Source organism: Candidatus Polarisedimenticolia bacterium, assembly GCA_036004685.1.
GTDB lineage: Bacteria > Acidobacteriota > Polarisedimenticolia > Gp22-AA2 > AA152 > DASYRE01.
Window position 1 is genome coordinate 42,343 of record DASYRE010000024.1, and the last position, 19,712, is coordinate 62,054.

The following is a 19,712-nucleotide window of genomic DNA, read 5'->3' on the forward strand; positions in this document are numbered from 1 at the left end:
GGTGAACTCGTCCGTCTATACGCTCGCCACCGATCGGATGGATTGCATCGTTCGGCGTGATGCCGATAAAATCGCCTGCCGGCCTTCGCACCCATCCAAAAGGGGCCGATGGGGCGTATATCCTCTTCAGGACCTTCCAAGGTGGAGCCCGCCCTGAGCATCGCGCCTTCCTCCCTTCCATCCGACGAGGCCCTCGTGATCCGCATGGCGGAAAAGGACCAGGAAGCTCTTTCGATCCTCTATGAGCGCTACCGAAGGGTCGTCTTCGGCCTTTCTGTGGGAATCCTGAGGGATCGAACCGACGCCGAGGAGGTCGTCGCCGACGTCTTCTTCCAGGCGTGGCGCGGAGCGGGCGGATACGATCGCCTGCGGGGATCGGTGTCCAGCTGGCTCGTCATGCTCTGCCGGAGCCGCTCGATCGACCGGCTGCGGGCGCGCGGCAGGCGCGAGAGCGGCCGGGAGAGGCTGCAGGTGCAGGGCACGGAGGGGACCCCGGCGGAACGGCGCGAAGCGGGGGCGGAGGAGCTGATGGAGATGCAGCTCAAGAAGAAGCGCATCACCGACGCGCTCGGGGCGCTTCCGCTCGAGCAGCGCCGCGCCCTCGAGCTCGCCTTCTACGGAGGGCTGAGCCATTCGGAGGTGGCCGTCGAGCTGGGTGAGCCGCTCGGAACGATCAAGAGCAGGATCCGCCAGGCCCTCTCCCATCTCCGGGAAGGACTGGAGAAGGAGACAAAGGCATGAATCTCGAAGGGCGCGGCGCAGAGATCATGGACTGCAAGGCGGTCCAGGAGCGGCTCGCGCTGGATGCCCTGGATCTCCTGGAATCGGACGCGGAGCGGCGGGCGCTTCGCCAGCATCTGGAGAGCGGTTGCCCCGCCTGTTCCGCCGAGCAGGCGGCCGTGCGAGAGACCCTCGGGCTGCTGCCCTATGCCCGGACGCCCGAGGAGCCTTCGCCCATGGTCAAGGCACGTCTCGTGGCGGCTGTCCGGCGTGACGCCGCGAATTCGGCCGCCGAGCCCAGAGGCTTCGGAAGATCTCGCCTCTGGGCCGTGGGGATCGCCGCAGGGGTGATCGTCGCGGTGCTGACCGGCGTGCTGGTGAGCCGCCGCGAGCGCGTCCTGGTGGCGGATCTGCATAGCCGGCTGCGCGCCCAGGAGCGGGAGCTGGCGTTACTGAAACAGCAGATGATTCGGGCCCGAGACACGCTGCAGCTCGTCAGCTCGCCCGGGGTGAGCGTGATCGACCTGGAGGGACAGGCCGACCGTTCTGAATCGCGGGCGAGAGTCTTCTGGGATCGCCGCCGGCAAACCTGGCAGATCTTCGCGGGCGGCCTGCCGCCTCCCGCGAAGGGAAGAAGCTATCAGCTGTGGATGGTGACCGCTACGGCCAAAATCAACGCCGGTGTCTTCGATCCCGCCGCGACGGCGGAGGCCTCCGGCACGGTCGCCATCCCTCGGGACGCGGGCGCGGTCGTGGCCGCGGCCGTCACCGAAGAGCCCGAAGGAGGCTCGCCTCAGCCGACCGGCGCGATCCTCCTCCTCGGGAAGATCTGAGCGACGGCGCCCAAGATTCCCCGTCCGCGTGTCCCCCCGGGCCCTCCGAGCCCCGGTTCCGGGCTCCTCGCAAGGACCTAGAGCTGGCTCGTGCAGTAGCGGCATCGCTTCGCCACCGCCGGCACTCTCTCCGCGCACTGGGGACAATCCTTCATGTCGGGACCCGGCGGGGCGGGCTTCATGGCGATCTTCGTGATCACGAAGACGCACAGGGCGATGATCAAGAAGTCGACGATGGTGTTCAAGAACAGGCCGAGGTTCAGGGTCGGGGCGCCTGCCTTCTGAGCGTCGGCGAGGGTGTCGTAATGAGTCGACCCGAGATTGACGAAGAAGTTGGAGAAGTCGACCCGCCCGATCAGAAGTCCCAAGGGAGGCATGAGGATGTCCTTGACGAGCGAGCTGACCACTTTCCCCACCGCCCCGCCGATGATCACCCCAATCGCGAGGGCCAGAGCGTTGGTTTGGAGCAGGAAGTCTCTGAAGCCTTTCATGGAGCTCCTCCTTGGAAGCATGGCGGCGCGGCGCCAGGGCAGCGGCGCTTCGGGGGAATGAGGTGGCGAGAAGGCCAGAAGTCGGTCATGGAAGCAACGTCCTCCTGTGCGAAGGGGTCCCGCTCGGCGACGTTGGCGCGGATTATGGGGCAGGACTCCCAGGCCGGGCAACCGGCCCCTCGATGTGCGGGACTTTTCACCGGGTCGAGCTCCGGCTAGTACCAGACGGAAGAAGCGGATAGAATAAGGCCCTCCGAAAGGAGGCTCCGGAACCTGATCGCGCGGGACATCGTAAAGGTCCATGGGCAGAGCGATAACGGGGCCATCGCGCCGGAGCCGGATTCGATGATCGGGAAGACCCTCAATAACTACAGGGTGGAAGAGCTTCTCGGCAAGGGGGGCATGGGCGAGGTCTATCGTGCCGTGGACACCCGCCTGGGACGGCCCGTGGCGCTCAAGATCCTCCGGCCCGATCTGGTGGGAGACGCTGAGCGACGCCGGCGGTTCCTGCAGGAAGCGCGGGCCGCCTCCACCGTCAACCATCCCGCCATCGCCCAAATCTACGAAATCGGCGAGTCGGACGACACGACCTTCATCACTATGGAGTACGTCGACGGGTCCACGATCCGGCAGCTCGTCTCCCGCCGGGAGCTCGACCTCCCCGCCGCCGTCGAGGTGGGGATCCAGGTGGGTGACGGGCTGGCGCGGGCGCACGAGGCGGGAATCATCCACCGCGACATCAAGTCGGACAACGTCATGGTGACCAAGGACGGGCATCCGAAAATCCTCGATTTCGGGCTCGCGAAGCTCTTGGACTCGGGCGAAGGGGAGGCGGGGTCGAGCCGCATGGAAACGCTGACCCGCACGCATGCCGGGATGATCCTGGGAACGATCACTTACATGAGCCCGGAACAAGCCCGCGGTCTGCCGGCCGATCGCCGATCGGACGTCTTCTCGTACGGGATCCTCTTGTACGAAATGACGGCCGGAAAGGTCCCGTTCCAAGGGGCCAGCGCGCTGGACACTCTGCACGCCATCGCCTACGAGCCGACCCAGCCCGTCACGACGATCCGGACGAACGTCCCCTATTCCCTGCAGAAAGTCATCGACCGATGCATGCAGAAAAAGCCCGAAGAGCGCTACCAGGACCTTCGGGACGCGGTGACCGAGCTGAAGAAGGTGAAGCGCGAGATCGAGTCCGGTGCTTCCGGGGGAGTGCCCGTCCTGGATCGTTTCCGCGGGATGTTCGGCAATCTGACGTCGCGCGGCCTGCTCTGGGCGACTATCGTGGGAGCGGTCCTCGGGGCCCTGCTGATCTCCCTCGTGACCGGAAGCGAGCGCGGCAACGTCGGGCCGCTTATCGTCGTCCTGCTCGTGGGAGTCTTTCTCTTCCGGCGGTTCCGCAACCGCGGCCAGAGGGAGATGCGGCGTTTCGTGAAGAAGGCCTCGGCCCTCAAGGAAGTCCAGACCATCCTCTTCCACCGGGGACAGTTCACCGTGGCCGCCGAGAATCCCACCGCCCGCACCTACCTGAAGCTGAATGCGCTGCTCACCGCGGCGAACGAGCGCCTCTATCATGGGGAGCCGATGACGCTGGTCGTCCGGGAAGGGCTGGACGAGGCGGAATCGCGCAGCCTCCTGTCGATGCCCGGCGTCCAGTTCGTCCGGGAGGGCCGCAGAAAGGCGGCGCGCCTCAGCTCTGCCGGAAGCGGTTCTTAGCCGTGTTCTTCAAGGCTCGGGACGTCGCGATCGATGATTTCCCGGGGTGAAGGAGTCGAGATGAACCTCAGCAGCCCGTCATTCAAGCCGAATGCGAACATCCCCTCCGTCCACACTTGTGACGGGGAAGACGTGTCGCCCGCGCTCGACTGGACCGATCCCCCGGCGGCGACGAAGAGCTTCGCGCTGATCTCGGACGACCCCGATGCGCCGTCCGGAAGCTGGGTCCACTGGGTGATCTGGAACATCCCGGCGGAGGTCCGCGGGCTGCCGGAAAACCTGCCGAAAAAGGGGGCATTGTCCGACGGAACGCGCCAGGGCGCGAACGATTTCGGGAGGATCGGCTACGGCGGTCCCTGCCCTCCGTCCGGGACGCACCGCTACACCTTCCGCCTCTACGCTCTCGACGTGGCTTTGGAGCTTCCGGAAGGCGCCCGGAAGGCGCATCTCGAACGGGCGATGAAGGCGCATGTCCTTTCCGAAGCCGAGCTGATGGGGAAGTACCACCGGAGCTGACCGGCGATCTTTCCGGGGAGTTCAAGCGTGGCGGCCCCGGCAGGGGATCCCTTCGAGTCATGGTTCTCGGCGGTCGAGGCGCGCCATCTGGAGCGCCTCACGTTCCCCGAGGTCCGGCGCGGGCTGCAGGCTCTGTCTTCTCTCTACGTGCAGCGCCGAGGCCGGCTCACGGCGGGCGCGGCGCTCGACGGCGCGGGAAAGCGAGCGGCGTTCGCCCTCTTCTACGCCCCCCTCCATTTTCTTCTCGTCCGGCAGATCGTGAGATCCCTCGGCGCGGGGGGACGCCCCGGCACGATTCTCGATCTCGGATCGGGCACCGGAGCGGCCGGGGCCGCATGGGCCCTGGAATGCGACCCGCATCCGCGTCTCCTGGCCATCGATCGAAACCCCTGGGCGGTGAGCGAGGCGCGCTGGAACCTCCGGCGCCTGGGCCTGGAGGGAGAGGCGCGCCGGGCCGACTTGAACCTCCTCCATTTCCGCGGGCGGGACGAGGCGATTCTCGCGGCGTTCACCTTGAACGAGATCCAGCCGGAGGAGCGCGAAGCGCTGCGGCCGAAGATGCTCGCGGCGGCGCGGCAGGGAAGCGACCTGCTGATCATCGAGCCGATCGCGCGCGACGTGACGCCATGGTGGGAGGACTGGTCGGCAGCCGTCCGGGAGCAGGGAGGAAGAAACGACGAATGGCGTTTCAGGCTTCCTCTCCCGGAACGTCTCCGGCTGCTGGATCGCGCCGCCAAGATGGATCATTCGGAGCTTACGGGACGAAGCCTCTGGATGCGGGGTCGAGTGAAAGCATAGCTCGTTGTGGAAATGTCCTTTCATGATGACGCTAGCTCCGCTTCCCACCCTCGCGCAAAAACATGAATCGCCTGTCAAGAGTTTCTCTTAAGTCTCTTCCTGCAGCCAGTTAGACCTTCGAATCCGGCACTGGCATCGTGATTGCTCTATGGGGATGCGAGTCGATTGGAGACCACCCCCTTGAGGCTCTGCGAATGAGCAAGAGAAAGGAGGTGCCCCATTGAGCAGAGAAGGAAGGTCCGCGACTCTCGCGATGATGGAAGGTGCCGCTTTTCACCTAAGGAGGTGCTTGTGACGAGAAAATGGCTTCAAAGAACGGTGATGGTCGCCGCTCTTTCAGCTTTGGCTTTACTCCCGGCAAGTGCCGCGACGTCGTTCGAGTTCCTTTTCAGCAGCGGCTCCGTGAGGAACGACAACCAGTATTTCGGCCATCTGGCAGTGAACGATTACGGCTACAGCCGGCGGACGATCGAGCCGCTGCTTCCGCGGATCCGATACATCGAGGCCGATCTGCCGACGATTCTCTTCCTGGCGCACGAGTCGGGGCGATCTCCGAGTTTCATCGTCAACCTGCGCTCGCGCGGCATGGGCTGGATGGACATCTCCCGGCGCTGCGGAGTATCGGTGGACGTGCTGTTCAGCGGTTTTGATCGGGACCCAGGCCCTCCCTATGGACGTGCCTGGGGCCACTGGCGGCATCGATCAGGATTCCGCTTGAGCGACCGCGATTTCCAGGATCTGGTCCAGATCCAGCTCGGCTCCCGCTGGACAGGATACCGGCCGTACCAGGTGATTCAGTATCGGCGTCAGGGACGGTCGGTGCCCGTCCTAGTAGCCGAGCGCCGAGGAAGGCCGTACGGCGATCATTGGAACGATCGTGACCGTCGTGACCGCCAGGGTCGCTACGATCGCGATGACCGCTACGATCGCAGCGATCGGAGAGGAAGAGACCGCGATCGCAACGACGACGATTGGGACCGACGTCATCGCCGGGATCGGGACGATGACGACTATGGGGACCGTGACCGCGATGACGACAACCGCAGGTAACACGGTACCGAAGGAGACAGGGACCACGCGATGACGACCGCGAGAACGGTCGAACCCGTGATGACGGGAAGGCGCTGAGGGCTAGGAAGGGATTCCTAGAAGGAGAAAGCGCCTTCGGATCACGGAATGCCAATCGAGGTCCCGAAGATCGGCCCCCGCAAGGGGGCCGATTCATTTTTTCGTTCATCCCCGCAAACTGCCCGGGATGACAATTCCTGATGGACGTTCCCCCCTTCTCAGACCGGCCCCTCGACAGGGGCCGGTCCTCGCTGCTGCCCTTCCACCCAGCGCCCGCAACCCAACAGCGTGCCGGACGCTCCCTCCTGATCCTCGATGCGGCGGCTCCTGGCGCGGACCAGCGCTGGTCGCCCGAGGTTGACTTTCCATCCCGCGACTGGTCTACTGGCGCCTCTTGCTCCGAACCAGCGGGAATTGCCCGGACCGACCCCTGGTCCAGATCGAAGGTGTCGATGAGCGCCGTGGAAATCCAAAGCGGAATGAGCCAAGTGAAGAACGCCATCGCCATCGCGAGCGGCAAGGGGGGAGTCGGAAAATCCACCGTCGCCGCCAACCTCGCGCTGGCGCTCTCCCGCGGCGGCTCTTGCGTCGGATTGATGGACGCCGACATCTATGGACCCTCGATCCCGACCCTCCTCGGGTCGAATCAGCCGCCCAGGCCGGGGGAGGCGGAGGGGACCCTCCTGCCGACCGAAAAATTCGGTATCAAGTTCATCTCGATGGGGCTGTTCACCGGCCGCGACACGCCGGTGATCTGGCGGGGGCCGATGGCCACCAAGATGATCCAGCAGTTCCTGGCGCAGGTCTCCTGGGGAGCGCTCGACTACCTCCTCATCGACCTGCCGCCCGGAACGGGTGACGTCCAGCTGACTTTGACGCAATCCGCTCCGCTGGTGGGGGCGGTGATCGTGACGACTCCTCAAGAAGTCGCCGTGGGCGTCACGCTCCGGGGACTGAGGATGTTCGAACAGGTGCAGGTCCCGATTCTCGGTATCGTCGAGAACATGAGCACCTTCATTTGTCCCCACTGCTCGCAGGAAACGCAGATCTTCCGGCATGGAGGCGGCAAGCGCGCCGCGGAAGAGCTGGGGGTGCCGTTTCTGGGAGAAGTGCCGCTGGATCCCGCCCTTCCCCCTTCAGGGGATGCCGGGGTCCCCGTCGTCGGGGCGGAGGGCCCCGCTCCGGAAGCTCCCTCCGCGCGGGCCTTCGTGGAGATCGCCCGGAAGGTCTCCGACGAAGTCCGGCGGGTCAACGAAATGACTCGTTCCGTCAGCCACCGGCCGGAAGAGGTGAAGACGGAGAATGGGATGGTCGAAATTCGATGGAGCGACGGGCACCTGAGCCGCTATCCTTTCCGGGCCTTGCGCCAGGCATGTCCTTGCGCTCTGTGCGTGGATGAATGGACCGGTCAGCGGCGCATGGATCCCGAGCGCATCCTCAAGAGCGTGCGCCCCATGGAGATCCGGCGCGTCGGACGATACGCGCTGCAATTCGTCTGGTCGGACATGCACAGCAGCGGGATTTACACTTACGACCTGCTCCGATCCCTCGATCCAGCCGCTCCGCGGGACGTTGCGTCCACCGGGTCTCGCCCTTCGGCTCTTTCCCCCTCGACCCGGCCGGAAAAGACCCCGTAGAAGGTGGTCGGCAAGAGACTCCCGACTCAGGACGAACCCGCCGAAAGGACTCAAGAAATGGGGTTGACAAGATGGCTCCGGGCCGGTAACATCGTGTCGTATACAGGACAGGAACGGTACTGTTTCGAATCCCTGAACCGTTTGAGGAGCGATTTCCTTGATTCGCATGACCCGCTTGACCGACTACGGAATAATGCTTCTCGCCCATTTCGCCCGGGATCCGGAGCATAAGCTGCACAACGCGCGCGACATCGCCTGCGCCGCGCACCTTCCCCTGCCCACCGTGAACAAGATTCTCAAAGCCCTCACCCGCAAGGGGTTGTTGCTTTCGCATCGAGGCGTCAAGGGCGGTTACAGCCTGGCGCGCGCCCCCGAAAAAATAACCGTGGCGGACATCATCACGGCGACCGAAGGGCCCGTGGCCCTAACCGTTTGCACCGCGGCTCTTCCCGGGTCCTGCGCCCAGGAGGAGTCCTGTCCCGTTCACAACAGCTGGCAGAAGATCAACAACGCCATCCGGACCGCTCTCGAGAGCGTTTCCCTCTCCGAGATGGCCCGGCCGATCTCTTTTCGCTCTCGAAAATCGGGCAAGCCGATCGAAATCGAGCGGAGAGCGGGAAATCCCTGAAGAGGCGCAATGAAGACCACGACCAAGACAATCCAGGACCTGGCCGAGCAGGAATACAAGTACGGGTTCGTCACCGACATCGAATCGGAGACGATTCCCAAAGGCCTGAGCGAGGAGATCATCCGCATGATCTCGTCGATGAAGGGGGAGCCGGAGTTCATGCTGGAGTGGCGCCTCAAGGCCTTCCGTCACTGGCTGACGATGAAAGAGCCCCACTGGCCGAACGTTAAATACGGTCCCATCGACTACCAGGACATCAGCTATTACTCCGCGCCCAAGCAGAAGACCGGCCCGAAGAGCCTGGAGGAGGTCGATCCGGAGCTGCTGAAGACCTATGCCAAGCTGGGGATTCCGCTGGAGGAGCAGAAGCTCCTCAGCGGCGTCGCCGTCGACGCGGTGTTCGACAGCGTCTCGGTCGCCACGACCTTCAAGGCGAAGCTGAACGAGATGGGGATCATCTTTTGCTCCTTCTCCGAGGCGGTGCTGAACCATCCCAATCTCGTGAGAAAGTACCTCGGCTCGGTCGTGCCCTATTCCGACAACTTCTTCGCCACCCTGAACTCGGCGGTTTTCAGCGACGGCTCCTTCGCCTACATCCCGAAAGGAGTGCGCTGCCCGATGGAGCTTTCCACTTATTTCCGGATCAACGCCGCCAACACGGGACAGTTCGAGCGGACCCTCATCGTCGCCGATGAAGGCGCGACCGTGAGCTACCTCGAAGGCTGCACCGCCCCCATCCGCGACACGAACCAGCTGCACGCCGCGGTCGTGGAGCTGGTGGCGCTGGACAACGCCACAATCAAGTACTCGACGGTGCAGAACTGGTACCCCGGCGACAAGGAGGGGAAGGGAGGCATCTACAACTTCGTGACCAAGCGCGGCAAGTGCCTCGGCGCGAACTCGAAGATTTCCTGGACCCAGGTAGAGACAGGCTCGGCGATCACCTGGAAATACCCGAGCTGCATCCTGCAGGGCGACAACTCGGTCGGGGAGTTCTACTCGGTGGCGGTGACCAACAACTACCAGCAGGCCGACACCGGAACGAAGATGATCCACATCGGAAAGAACACGCGCAGCACCATCGTCACCAAGGGGATCTCGGCCGGGCACGGGCAGAACACCTACCGCGGTCTGGTGAAAATACTGAAAGGGGCGGCGAACGCCCGCAATTACTCCCAGTGCGATTCGCTCCTGCTGGGGGACAAGTGCGGGGCGCACACCTTCCCGTACATCGAAGTGAAGAACAGCACCTCGCGCCTGGAGCACGAGGCCTCCACCTCCAAGATCGGCGAGGACCAGATTTTCTATTGCAAGCAGCGCGGGATTTCGACCGAAGACGCGGTCAACATGATCGTGAACGGCTTCTGCAAGGAAGTGTTCCGGGAGCTGCCGATGGAGTTCGCCGTCGAGGCGCAGAAGCTCCTCGGAGTCAGCCTCGAAGGAAGCGTGGGCTAGGTAGCGCAGGCTAAGACGACCGGAGAAGGCGGAGAGACGATGCTGCTCGAGATCAAGAACCTCAGGGCGACGGCCGGCGGGCGTGAGATCCTCAAGGGAATCAACCTCAAGGTGAAGTCCGGGGAAGTGCACGCCATCATGGGTCCGAACGGGTCCGGCAAGAGCACGCTCGCGCAGGTTCTCGCCGGACGCGAGACCTACGAAGTCACCGGCGGGGAAGTCACCTACGACGGCCAGAACCTCCTGGAGATGTCGCCCGAGGACCGCGCGCGGGCGGGGATCTTCCTGGCCTTCCAGTATCCGGTCGAGATTCCGGGCGTGAGCACCACCTACCTCCTGCGGACCGGACTCAACGCCTCGCGCAAGCACCGCGGACTGGAGGAGCTCGACGCCATGGACTTCCTGGTTCGCGTGAAGGAGAAGATGAAGCTGGTGGAGATGGACGAGAGCCTGCTGAACCGGTCGGTCAACGAAGGCTTTTCGGGCGGTGAGAAGAAGCGCAACGAGATCTTCCAGATGGCCGTCCTGGAGCCGCGGCTGTCCGTCCTCGACGAGACCGACTCTGGCCTCGACATCGATGCCTTAAAAGTCGTGGCCCACGGCGTCAACACCCTCCGCGCGCCGGAGCGGGCCATCATCGTCGTCACCCACTACCAGCGCCTCCTGAACTACATCGTCCCCGATCGGGTCCACGTCCTCTCCGAAGGCCGGATCGTGAAATCGGGCGGCAAAGAGCTGGCGCTGGAGCTGGAAGACAAGGGATATTCCTGGATCGAGGAGAAGGCCGCCAACGCCTGATCGGCAGCCACCTTCGCGACAACCTCACGCAGCCACGAGCAGAGCAGAATGACGAAACCGATCTCCGCGACCGATCATTACGCTTCAGAGTTCGAGCGGTTCGAGAAGACCGGCCCCCGGCACGAGCCCACTTTCCTGCCGGCCCTCCGCCGGCGCGCCTTGGATCGCTTCCTCGATCTGAAGTTCCCCACGACCCGGGACGAGGAATGGAAGTACACCAGCCTCGCTCCGATCTCCTCCACCCCGTTCAAGTCCGCCGAGCGGAACGGGAAGGGGGTGATGAGCCAGAAGCAGAAGCTCAACGTCGCCATGTTCGGGGAAGCCGAGTGTACGCACCTCGTGTTCGTGAACGGCCGCTACGTCCCGGAGCTGTCGCTGCTGCGGTCCGACGCCGACGGCGTCCGGGTAGGGAGCCTCGCGGAGTCGCTCGAGCGGGAAGGTGCGCGGGTGGAGGCCTATTTGGGCCGCCACGCATCGTTCGACTCCCAGGCGTTGGTCGCGCTGAACACCGCGTTCCTCCGCGACGGGGCGTTCGTCCACGTCCCGAGGCGCAAGGTGCTGCGCGAGCCGATCCATCTCCTCTTCGTCACCGCGCCCAACGGCCAAGGGCCGATCGTGTCGCATCCCCGGAGCCTGATCGTCGTGGAGGAGGGGAGCCAGGCCGCGATCGTGGAGAACTACTTCTCGCTCGGCGGCGGCGGGTATTTCACCAACGCCGTGACCGAGGTGGTGGCGGGTCCGGGCTGCGTCGTGGATCACTGCCGGCTCCAGAGGGAGAGCGAGGAGGCCTACCACATCTCGACCCTCCAGGCGCATCTGGAGCGCAGCGCCCGGTTCACGTCCCACTCCATCACCTTTGGAGGGGCCCTGGTCCGCAACGACCTCAACGGCGTCTTGGACGGCGAAGGCGCGGAGTGCGTCCTGAACGGCCTCTATCTCGCGACGGGCCGCCAGCACATCGACAACCACACCTTCATCGATCACGCCAAGCCCCATTGCAGCAGCCGCGAATTCTACAAGGGAGTCCTGGGCGGCTCCTCCCACGGCGTCTTCAACGGCAAGATCATGGTGCGGCCCGACGCCCAGAAGACCGACGCCAAGCAGACGAACAAGAACCTCCTCCTTTCCGAGGAGGCGCTGGTGGACACCAAGCCCCAGCTCGAAATCTACGCGGATGACGTCAAGTGCACCCACGGGGCGACGATCGGGCAGCTCGACGACGACGCCCTCTTCTACCTGCGCTCGCGCGGGATCGGCGAGGAGAAGGCGCGCGGCGTCCTGGTGCATGCCTTCGCGAGCGACGTCGTGGAGAGGATTCCCGTCGAGCCCGTGCGGATGGGACTGGAATGCGAGCTGATGACCCGCCTGCCGGTGGGGATCGAGAATTGGGGGAACGCATGAGAGCCGCCGAAGGGACCTTGGACCCGGAGCGCCGTACGACGACGGCGCGCTTCGACGTGGAGCGCGTCCGGCGGGACTTTCCCATCCTCGACCAGAGGGTCCACAACCGCCCGCTCGTCTACCTGGACAACGCCGCCACCAGCCAGAAGCCGCTTGCCGTCATCGACGCCGTGAGCGGCTATTACCTGCGCGACAACGCCAACATCCACCGGGGCGTCCACGAGCTGAGCCAGCGGGCCACCCGCGGCTACGAGGAGGTCCGCGCCAAGATCCGGCGGTTCATCAACGCCGGCAGCGACCGGGAGATCGTCTACGTCGGCGGCACCACCGGCGCGATCAACCTCGTGGCCCAGAGCTACGGCCGCTCCCGAGTCGGCAGGGGCGACGAGATCATCCTCACGACGATGGAGCACCACTCCAACATCGTCCCCTGGCAGATCCTCGCCGAGGAGAAGGGAGCGCACCTGAGGATCGCTCCCGTCGACGATCGAGGCGAGCTGATCCTCGAAGATCTCGAAAAGCTTCTCGGCGAGCGGACCCGGATCGTCTCGATGGTCCACCTCTCCAACTCCCTGGGCACGGTGAACCCGGTCCGCGAGGTGATCCGGATGGCGCACGCGCGCGGCATTCCCGTCCTGCTCGACGGCGCCCAGGCGGCCGCCCATCTCCGAATCGACGTCCAGGAGCTGGACTGCGACTTCTATGCTCTTTCCAGCCACAAGATGTACGGTCCGACGGGGATCGGGATCCTGTACGGCAAGGAGAAGCTCCTGGAGGCGATGCCGCCGTACCAGTCGGGCGGCGACATGATCAGCTCCGTCAGCTTCGAAAAGACCCATTACAACCGCCTGCCCTTCAAGTTCGAAGCCGGAACGCCCAACATCGCCGGCGTGATCGGCCTTGGGGCCGCGATCGACTATCTGGAGGAGATTGGAATCGAAGCCGCGGCGGCCCATGAGAATGAGCTGCTCGCCTACGCGACCGAAGCGGTCTCGCAGATCCCCCGGGTCCGGATTGTCGGCACCGCGCCGGAGAAGGCCGGGATCCTCTCCTTCGTCATCGAGGGAGTGCACCCTCACGACATCGGGACGATCCTCGACGAGCAGGGGGTCGCGATTCGCGCCGGGCACCATTGCACCCAGCCGCTCATGGAGCGCTACGGGATCCCGGCGACGGCGCGCGCCTCCTTCGCGATGTACAACACTCGACAGGACGTCGACGCCCTCCTCGCCGGCATCCGGAAGGTCCTCGAGGTCTTCGGCTGATGTCCGACCTCCGCGATCTCTACCAGGAGGTCATTCTCGACCACAGCAGGAGCCCCAGGAACTTCCGGAAGATTCCCTCGGCGAACCACAGCGCGGAAGGCTTCAACCCCCTGTGCGGCGACCGCATCACCGTGTTTCTTACCCTGCGCAACGGCAAGGTCGAGGACGTTTCCTTCCAGGGATCGGGATGCGCCATCTCCACCGCCTCGGCCTCGATGATGACCGAGAAGCTGAAGGGGAAGACCCCCGAGGAGGCGAAGGCGATCTTCGAGTCGTTCCACTCCCTCATCACGGGGAGGCAGGACTCTTCGGGGGCGGATCTGGGCAAGCTGGCGGTGTTCTCCGGAGTCTCGGAGTTCCCGATCCGGATCAAGTGCGCCGCGCTCGCCTGGCACGCCTTGAAAGCGGCGCTGGAAGGGAAGGAACACACCGTCTCGACGGAATAGGCGACGTGCCAGGAAGCGGCCTCCTGCCGGCGGCGGACGGACGGTCGAGGCGGGAATCGCGCGACGACCACGTTCCGATTGCCAAGAGGCTCGAGGCGAGCGATCGCGTGACCTCGAACGACGCACGGTTCGGACGATTCGAAAGGAGCGGACGATGACGGAGCCAACCGGAGAGACGGCGGAGACGAAGCCGGAGGGTTCTGGGACGAGCGTCGAGGATCTCGAGAAGAAGGTCGTCGAGGTTCTCAAGACCTGCTACGATCCTGAAATCCCCGTGAACATCTACGAGCTGGGACTGATCTACAAGGTCGACGTGAACGCTCCCGGGTCGGTCGACGTCCGCATGACCCTGACCTCCCCCATGTGCCCCGTCGCGGGATCCCTCCCCCCCGAAGTCGAAGCGAAGATCCGCAACATCCCGGGCGTCAGCTCGGCCAAGGTCGAGGTCGTCTGGGATCCCCCCTGGACTCCGGAGATGATGTCGCAGGCGGCGAAGCTCCAGCTCAACATGATGTAGATTCGCCTTCGACCTTCGGCGCCGCGGCCGGCGGCAGCCCTTCCTCCCGGAGGAATTCTGCCCAACAAAAATCGTCCAGATCCATCCGCCGAGAGCGGTGACCGGCCCGGAAAGATGGAGCCGCGGCGGCGCATTGCCTACCTGCTCACCGCCTACCCCACGATCACCGAGACCTTCGTCGAGGGCGAGTTCCGGGCCCTGGCGGAGCGCGGGATGGCGATCGACCTGTACGCGACCCGGAACTTCCGGGAGCTGGTGGGCGAGGATCCGGATCCCGACCGCGGACTGAGCATCAACCGGCTTCCTTATTTCTGGAGCCTGGAGGTCTGGCTCGCGTCGGGAGCTTTTCTCCTTCTCCGTCCGTGGCGCACGGTGGGCACGTTCCTGCGAGTCGTGGCCGGCAACGCCGCGAGCCCGCACTTCCTCATGCAGACGGTCGCCCTCTTTCCGAAGACCCTGGCGTTCGCGCGGCGCATGGAGCGCCGGGGAACGGCCCACGTCCACGGCACCTGGGGCCATTATCCCGCCACCTGCGCCTACGTCGCCGCCCGCCTGCTGAAGGTGCCCTTCAGCTTCACGGCGCACGCCGGGCTCGACGTCTACGCCGATCAGACCTTCCTGAAACAGAAAATCAGCTCCGCCCGCTTCGTGCTCACCTGCATGGACGGCAACCGGCGCCTGCTGGCGGAGCTCGCTCCCGAGGCGTCGGATCGCATCCACACCGTCTACCATGGCGTGACGCTCTCGGCGATTCCTCCGGCCGGGACGATGCCGCGGGCCGAGCCGCCGGAGATCGTCTCGGCGGGACGGTTGGTGCCGGAAAAGGGGTTCGTCGATCTCATCGCCGCGTGCGGCCTCTTGCGCCGGCGAGGGATCGTCTTCCGGCTGCGGATCTTCGGCGACGGACCCGAGCGCTCCCGCCTCGAGGACGCGATCCGCAGCGAGAATCTGGGCGACGCCGTGATCCTCGAAGGATTCGCGCCGCATCGCCGCATCCTCGAAGCCGCCGCGCGCGCCACGGTCGTCGCCCTGGCTTCCTTCGAGCTGCCCCAGAAATACCTCGACGGGATGGCCAACGTCCTGGTGGAGGCCATGGCCTGCGGCACCGCGGTGGTCAGCACCTCCTATTCCGGCTCTCGCGAGCTGTTGCTGGACGGGAAGGCGGGCCTTCTGGTCCCGCAGCGCGAACCGGCGCGACTGGCGGAAGCGCTCGAGACGCTCCTGACCCGTCCCGAGGTCCGTGAGGAGCTCCGGAGAAGCGGAAGCCGGCGGGCCCTGGCCGATTTCGTGCGCGAGCGCAACGTCGGACGGATCGAGGCTCTCTTCCAGGAATCGCTGGGCGGGTGAGGCTTCAGAAGTCGCCGCTTCGGTGCAGCAGGGTCGGACGACCCTGCACCTTCCTCCAAACGGCGAAGGACTCGGTGTTCCCCATCACCAGCAGGCCCCCCTCGCTGAGAGCGCCCGTGAGATTCGCGAATCCCTCCTGGATCCTCTCTTCCGGAAAATAGTTCTTCTGAAGAAGATTGAACGAGAGGATCAAGTCGAATTCCCCGCGCACCTCCGAGAACACGTCCATCTTTTCCAACGAGAAGCCGTTTGGTCCGATACGCGCCTCCACGTCCGGGTGCACCAGGGCGACGCGGTCGAGACGCCGGCTCTCGGAGGCGCGGTACTTCTTCTTGAAATAGGAGGAGACGAGATTCAGCGGCGCGAGCAGGCTGGAGGCGGCCACCCCGTAGAGGTTGCCTGAGACCTGGGGACGGTAGACGCTGAAGAACCTGCGACCGTGGCGGACCTGGAGCAAGTTTCCCGCTTCGTCGAATACGCATCCTCGTTCCGGGTCGATCAGGACGTCCCAGGCGAGATCGGCCAGGACGTACTTCTCGATTCGGTACCGCTTCGAGAGACTCTCGTGCACGTCGAGGCTCGTCAAGCCGATTGACGAGGGGACCTCGAGGACCCGCAGCGTGTCTCTCTCGATGGCAAATTGCGGATCTTCGCCGACGATCCGCAGGATCGGATCGTGCCGCGCCGGGTAAGTCGTCTTCCGGACTCCGTTCGGCAGGACGATGGCGTCGGCGATCTCGACGAAGCGGCGCGAAATCGCCTTTCTCTCCTCGGGTCCTGCGGGGCGATATTCCGCCTTCAACGCGCTCCACTCTCCCGCGAAGTTGACCGACCTGCTTTCCGCCGAATACTTGGCCAGGAAGCTGAGAAGGTAGGGAAGTCCCGTGGGTCTCAAAGCCCGGTAAACCCGACTTTGAAACCCCGCCGGAAGCCTCTTCCAAGCGTTTCGCAGGCGGCTCAGCATCGTGTCGTTCCTCGAGCTTCGATCTTATCATTCCGTCTGGAATCGCCGCGGTGCCGGGGCGTCGCCAGCGCTCGCCGCGCCCCGCCGGACGCTCGTTTCCCGGAGCTCGACCGATTCCTGGTCGAGAACACGCATCGAGGGGGGAAGCAGAGGGAAAAAAGAATGATCACCGGAGCGCCGTAGGCTGAGGGAGCGCTCCTACTGAAGATCCAGCTGCCAGAGGTCGGCTTCCTGCTCTCGTTCGGTAAAGTAGATCGTGCGGCCGTCTCGGGCAAGCGCTACACCGAACTGGTCGACGTCTCCATGCAGAACAAGCGGGTACGTCCGAATCTGCCGCGATTCGATGTCCAAGACCGACAATCCCTTCTTGTCTTCGCTCGAGAAGAGCAGCCGGCGATTGTCCGGAAACCATAAGGGGAACTGGCCGCGATCGCTCAAGTGGACATAATCACGCGTCTTCAGCCGGAAGATGACCGGACCGGCCGGCCCCGAGCTCACCCGTTGCAGGTGTCCGGCAATCATCGTCCCGTCGGGCGACCAATCCCGAGGTATGAATTGAGTTTCCGGATCGGGAGGGAGAGGAATCTCCTCCGGCTTGCCCTTGGGGGGAAAAGCGCCGATGAAGTTGTGAAACCGGCCCTCGAAATCGGTGAACAGGATCCGGTCGCCGGATGGCGACCAGGCCGGATAGATCGTGTTGGTATGATCCTCGTAAAGGACCTGCAAATCGCTGCCATCGGGCCGGACGACGTAGATGCGGTAGAAGCCGCTCCGATCGGAAGCGAACGCCAGCCGGTCGCCGGCCGGCGACCAGCGGGATATCCGATTCCGCGAATCAGACGCGGCGATCCGGCGGCGGCTCGAGCCGTCGGTGGAGCTGATGACGATGTCCTCGCGCAGCATCCCCGGCTTGTCCCCGGCCGCGATGGTCGTATACGCGAGGAGCTTGCCGTCAGGCGAGAGAGTTGGCCAGACGATGGGACTCGAGCCGCGGATCACGGGAGCAGGATCCAGCGCGATCTTGTCGTGGGAGAGGTCGAGGATGGCCTTGCGGATTCCCGTGAATCCGACCGACGCGACGTAGACGATCCGCCGGCCGTCGCGCGCGATGCTGGCGGAATGTATCTCGGAAGCCGAGCCGAACGTGACCGGCTCGGGCGGTCCCTGCGTCTTGCCCGTTGCCTCGTCCAGGGGAATGCGCCATAGATTCATGCTGCCGCCCCGATTGCTCGAGAAATAGAGATACTCCCCGTCCGGGGCCCACAGCGGGTTCCAGTCCAGCGCCGGATCCTGGGTGACCGGGACCGGCGTTCCGCCCTCCGCCGGAATCGACCAGAGATCGCGCTGGCCGCCTCCACGGGACAGGGACCAGAAGGCGATGCGCGTGCCTGCGGGCGACCAGCTGGGCTGGACGGCATCCGTCGCGTAGAGCTGCCTCGTTTGTCCCGACTTCACGTCCACGACCCACAGCTCGCTCAGGTTCGGACGAGCGTAGGGTTGATCGAAATCGGACGTTTGATAGGCGATTCGCGCTCCGTCCGGCGACCAGGCCGGCCGGAAGCCTTTGTTGGTGACCCGGACGACCGACTCGCCTGTCGCTCCCATGACGAAGATCCCTCCCTTGTCGCGGCCGGAGCGGAAAGCGATCCGCTCGCCGTCGGGAGAGAACGCCGGCTCGATGTCGTCGTCCGACGAGTCTTTCGTAAGGTTCGCCGGATTGCTGCCGCCGACCCTCTGGACGTAGATGTCCCAGTTACCGGCCGCCCGGCTCGCGTAGGCGATGAGCTTCCCGTCAGGCGAGATGCTCGGAGTGATTTCCTGTCCGGCGAAATCGGTCAGCTGGATCTGCGTGCCGATCATCGAAGCTCCGCGCCGCCCCTTCTCGGGGTTCTTTCCCGAGCGCGACAGGACAAGCGCCAGCACGCCGAGGGCCGCCAGCGCCACGACGGCGGTGACGAGACGCAACTTGCGACCGCGCGGACGCGCCATCGCCGCGGCGACCTCGCCGGCGTCGAGCGCCCCGGAATCGATTTCCTTCCGCAAATCGGCAATCTGGTTGCGGACGTCCTGCGCGCTCTGCGTCCGCTCCTCGGGATCCTTCGCGAGGCACTGGCGGAGGATGCGGCCGAGATGGCGCGGCAGGACCGGGTTGAGCTGCGTGGCGGAGGCCGGAGCGTCCCTCAGGATCGACGAGATGATCGACGCCTTCGTGTCCCCCTGGAACGGCCGCTTGCCCGTGGCCATCTCGTACAGGACGACTCCCAGGGAGAAGATGTCGGTCCGGTGATCCAAGGGCTTTCCTTCGACTTGCTCCGGCGACATGTAGGCGACCGTCCCGAGAATCTGCCCTTCCTCCGTCAGGTGCCGGGTCGGCATGGCGCTGGCCTCCGACACGGCCACCGGCGTGTCGCGCAGCTTCGCCAGCCCGAAATCGAGGATCTTCAGCCGCCCGTCGCTCCCCACCACGATGTTGTCTGGTTTCAGGTCGCGATGGATGATTCCCGCCCGGTGCGCCGCCGCGACGGCGTCGGAGAGAGGAATCGCCAGCTCGAAGAACGGGGCCAGAGAGAGCCCACCCTTGGGGATGATTGCGGTGAGAGGCTTTCCGGCGATCAGCTCCATCGTGATGAAGTGGATCCCTTCGGCCTCCTCGACCGAATGGACCGTCACGATGTTCGGATGGTTCAGGGACGCCACCGCCGTCGCCTCGCGCTCGAAGCGCTCCCGGCGCGCCGCGTCCTCGGCCAGATGGTGCGGGAGGATCTTCAGCGCCACGCGGCGGTGGAGCTTCAAGTCCTCGGCGGCGTAGACTTCCCCCATCCCGCCGGAGCCGATCTTCTCAACAATCCGGTAGTGGCTGATCGTCCTGCCGATCATGGTCGCGATTCCAAGATTCCCCTCGCCCTACCCAGGAAGGGGCCGCCGGCCGACATTCTACCTGCTTTGGGACCAAGGTTGACCGGACCGCGCTGTCCTCGCCCCGTGGCTAAGACTCTTGTGTCAAAAGTGCGAGGCCAGACTCCGCTCGCCGGGGCTCACGTTTCCGATCCCAAGGCTTCCGAACGAACGGCCGAAGCGCCTCTTCCTTAGCTGCTCAAAGGGGTTGGTG

At 64.8% G+C, this 19,712-nt stretch carries 18 protein-coding genes; 15 read left to right on the forward strand and 3 right to left on the reverse strand.

Translation table 11 applies throughout. The features are described from left to right. The first annotated feature begins 204 nt into the window (after positions 1–204). Positions 205–741, forward strand: coding sequence for a sigma-70 family RNA polymerase sigma factor (locus VGR67_05435; protein HEV8335839.1), 537 nt, complete (start codon positions 205–207; stop codon positions 739–741). Beyond that, positions 738–1,553, forward strand: a complete 816-nt coding sequence (locus tag VGR67_05440; protein ID HEV8335840.1) for an anti-sigma factor — start codon at positions 738–740, stop codon at positions 1,551–1,553. The genes VGR67_05435 and VGR67_05440 overlap by 4 nt, the downstream gene beginning before the upstream one ends. A gap of 77 nt (positions 1,554–1,630) precedes the next feature. Here the strand turns inward: VGR67_05440 and mscL are convergent, their stop codons facing one another. Further along, complete coding sequence (mscL, locus tag VGR67_05445; GenBank protein HEV8335841.1) at positions 1,631–2,044, reverse strand: large conductance mechanosensitive channel protein MscL; 414 nt, start codon at positions 2,042–2,044, stop codon at positions 1,631–1,633. A gap of 345 nt (positions 2,045–2,389) precedes the next feature. Between mscL and VGR67_05450 the strand changes: the two genes are divergently transcribed. The 13 genes from VGR67_05450 to VGR67_05510 all read left to right on the forward strand — a co-directional run bounded on the left by VGR67_05450 (position 2,390) and on the right by VGR67_05510 (position 15,639). Beyond that, positions 2,390–3,763, forward strand: a complete 1,374-nt coding sequence (locus VGR67_05450) for a serine/threonine-protein kinase (protein ID HEV8335842.1) — start codon at positions 2,390–2,392, stop codon at positions 3,761–3,763. A 60-nt stretch (positions 3,764–3,823) separates the two neighbouring features. Further along, on the forward strand, positions 3,824–4,279 hold the full coding sequence (locus tag VGR67_05455; GenBank protein ID HEV8335843.1) for a YbhB/YbcL family Raf kinase inhibitor-like protein: 456 nt from the start codon (positions 3,824–3,826) through the stop codon (positions 4,277–4,279). Positions 4,280–4,306: 27 nt separating this feature from the next. Beyond that, positions 4,307–5,077 carry a methyltransferase domain-containing protein gene (locus VGR67_05460; GenBank protein ID HEV8335844.1) on the forward strand — a complete coding sequence of 257 codons (771 nt, stop codon included), beginning with the start codon at positions 4,307–4,309 and terminating at the stop codon, positions 5,075–5,077. A gap of 291 nt (positions 5,078–5,368) precedes the next feature. Beyond that, complete coding sequence (locus VGR67_05465) at positions 5,369–6,127, forward strand: hypothetical protein (protein ID HEV8335845.1); 759 nt, start codon at positions 5,369–5,371, stop codon at positions 6,125–6,127. A gap of 470 nt (positions 6,128–6,597) precedes the next feature. Continuing rightward, a complete protein-coding gene (locus VGR67_05470; GenBank protein HEV8335846.1) occupies positions 6,598–7,782 on the forward strand; it encodes a P-loop NTPase in 1,185 nt (394 codons plus the stop codon). A 166-nt stretch (positions 7,783–7,948) separates the two neighbouring features. Then, entirely contained in the window at positions 7,949–8,410 is a 462-nt protein-coding gene (locus VGR67_05475) for an SUF system Fe-S cluster assembly regulator (protein ID HEV8335847.1), read from the forward strand. 9 nt (positions 8,411–8,419) lie between these two features. Continuing rightward, positions 8,420–9,865, forward strand: a complete 1,446-nt coding sequence (sufB, locus tag VGR67_05480) for a Fe-S cluster assembly protein SufB (protein ID HEV8335848.1) — start codon at positions 8,420–8,422, stop codon at positions 9,863–9,865. 39 nt (positions 9,866–9,904) lie between these two features. Next, the gene (gene sufC / locus VGR67_05485; GenBank protein HEV8335849.1) at positions 9,905–10,663 is read left to right on the forward strand and encodes a Fe-S cluster assembly ATPase SufC; all 759 of its coding nucleotides are present in this window, start codon (positions 9,905–9,907) and stop codon (positions 10,661–10,663) included. 48 nt (positions 10,664–10,711) lie between these two features. Further along, a complete protein-coding gene (gene sufD / locus VGR67_05490; protein HEV8335850.1) occupies positions 10,712–12,064 on the forward strand; it encodes a Fe-S cluster assembly protein SufD in 1,353 nt (450 codons plus the stop codon). Continuing rightward, positions 12,061–13,329: a cysteine desulfurase gene (locus tag VGR67_05495; GenBank protein ID HEV8335851.1), complete on the forward strand. Its 1,269-nt coding sequence runs from the start codon at positions 12,061–12,063 to the stop codon at positions 13,327–13,329. The genes sufD and VGR67_05495 overlap by 4 nt, the downstream gene beginning before the upstream one ends. Then, on the forward strand, positions 13,329–13,775 hold the full coding sequence (locus tag VGR67_05500; GenBank protein HEV8335852.1) for an SUF system NifU family Fe-S cluster assembly protein: 447 nt from the start codon (positions 13,329–13,331) through the stop codon (positions 13,773–13,775). Before VGR67_05495 ends, VGR67_05500 begins: the two co-directional genes overlap by 1 nt. A 154-nt stretch (positions 13,776–13,929) precedes the next feature. After that, positions 13,930–14,292, forward strand: coding sequence for an SUF system Fe-S cluster assembly protein (locus VGR67_05505; protein HEV8335853.1), 363 nt, complete (start codon positions 13,930–13,932; stop codon positions 14,290–14,292). Positions 14,293–14,406: 114 nt separating this feature from the next. Further along, positions 14,407–15,639, forward strand: a complete 1,233-nt coding sequence (locus tag VGR67_05510) for a glycosyltransferase family 4 protein (protein ID HEV8335854.1) — start codon at positions 14,407–14,409, stop codon at positions 15,637–15,639. Positions 15,640–15,643: 4 nt separating this feature from the next. Here the strand turns inward: VGR67_05510 and VGR67_05515 are convergent, their stop codons facing one another. Next, complete coding sequence (locus VGR67_05515) at positions 15,644–16,534, reverse strand: hypothetical protein (protein ID HEV8335855.1); 891 nt, start codon at positions 16,532–16,534, stop codon at positions 15,644–15,646. A gap of 267 nt (positions 16,535–16,801) precedes the next feature. Further along, entirely contained in the window at positions 16,802–19,480 is a 2,679-nt protein-coding gene (locus VGR67_05520) for a protein kinase (GenBank protein HEV8335856.1), read from the reverse strand. Positions 19,481–19,712: the final 232 nt, after the last annotated feature.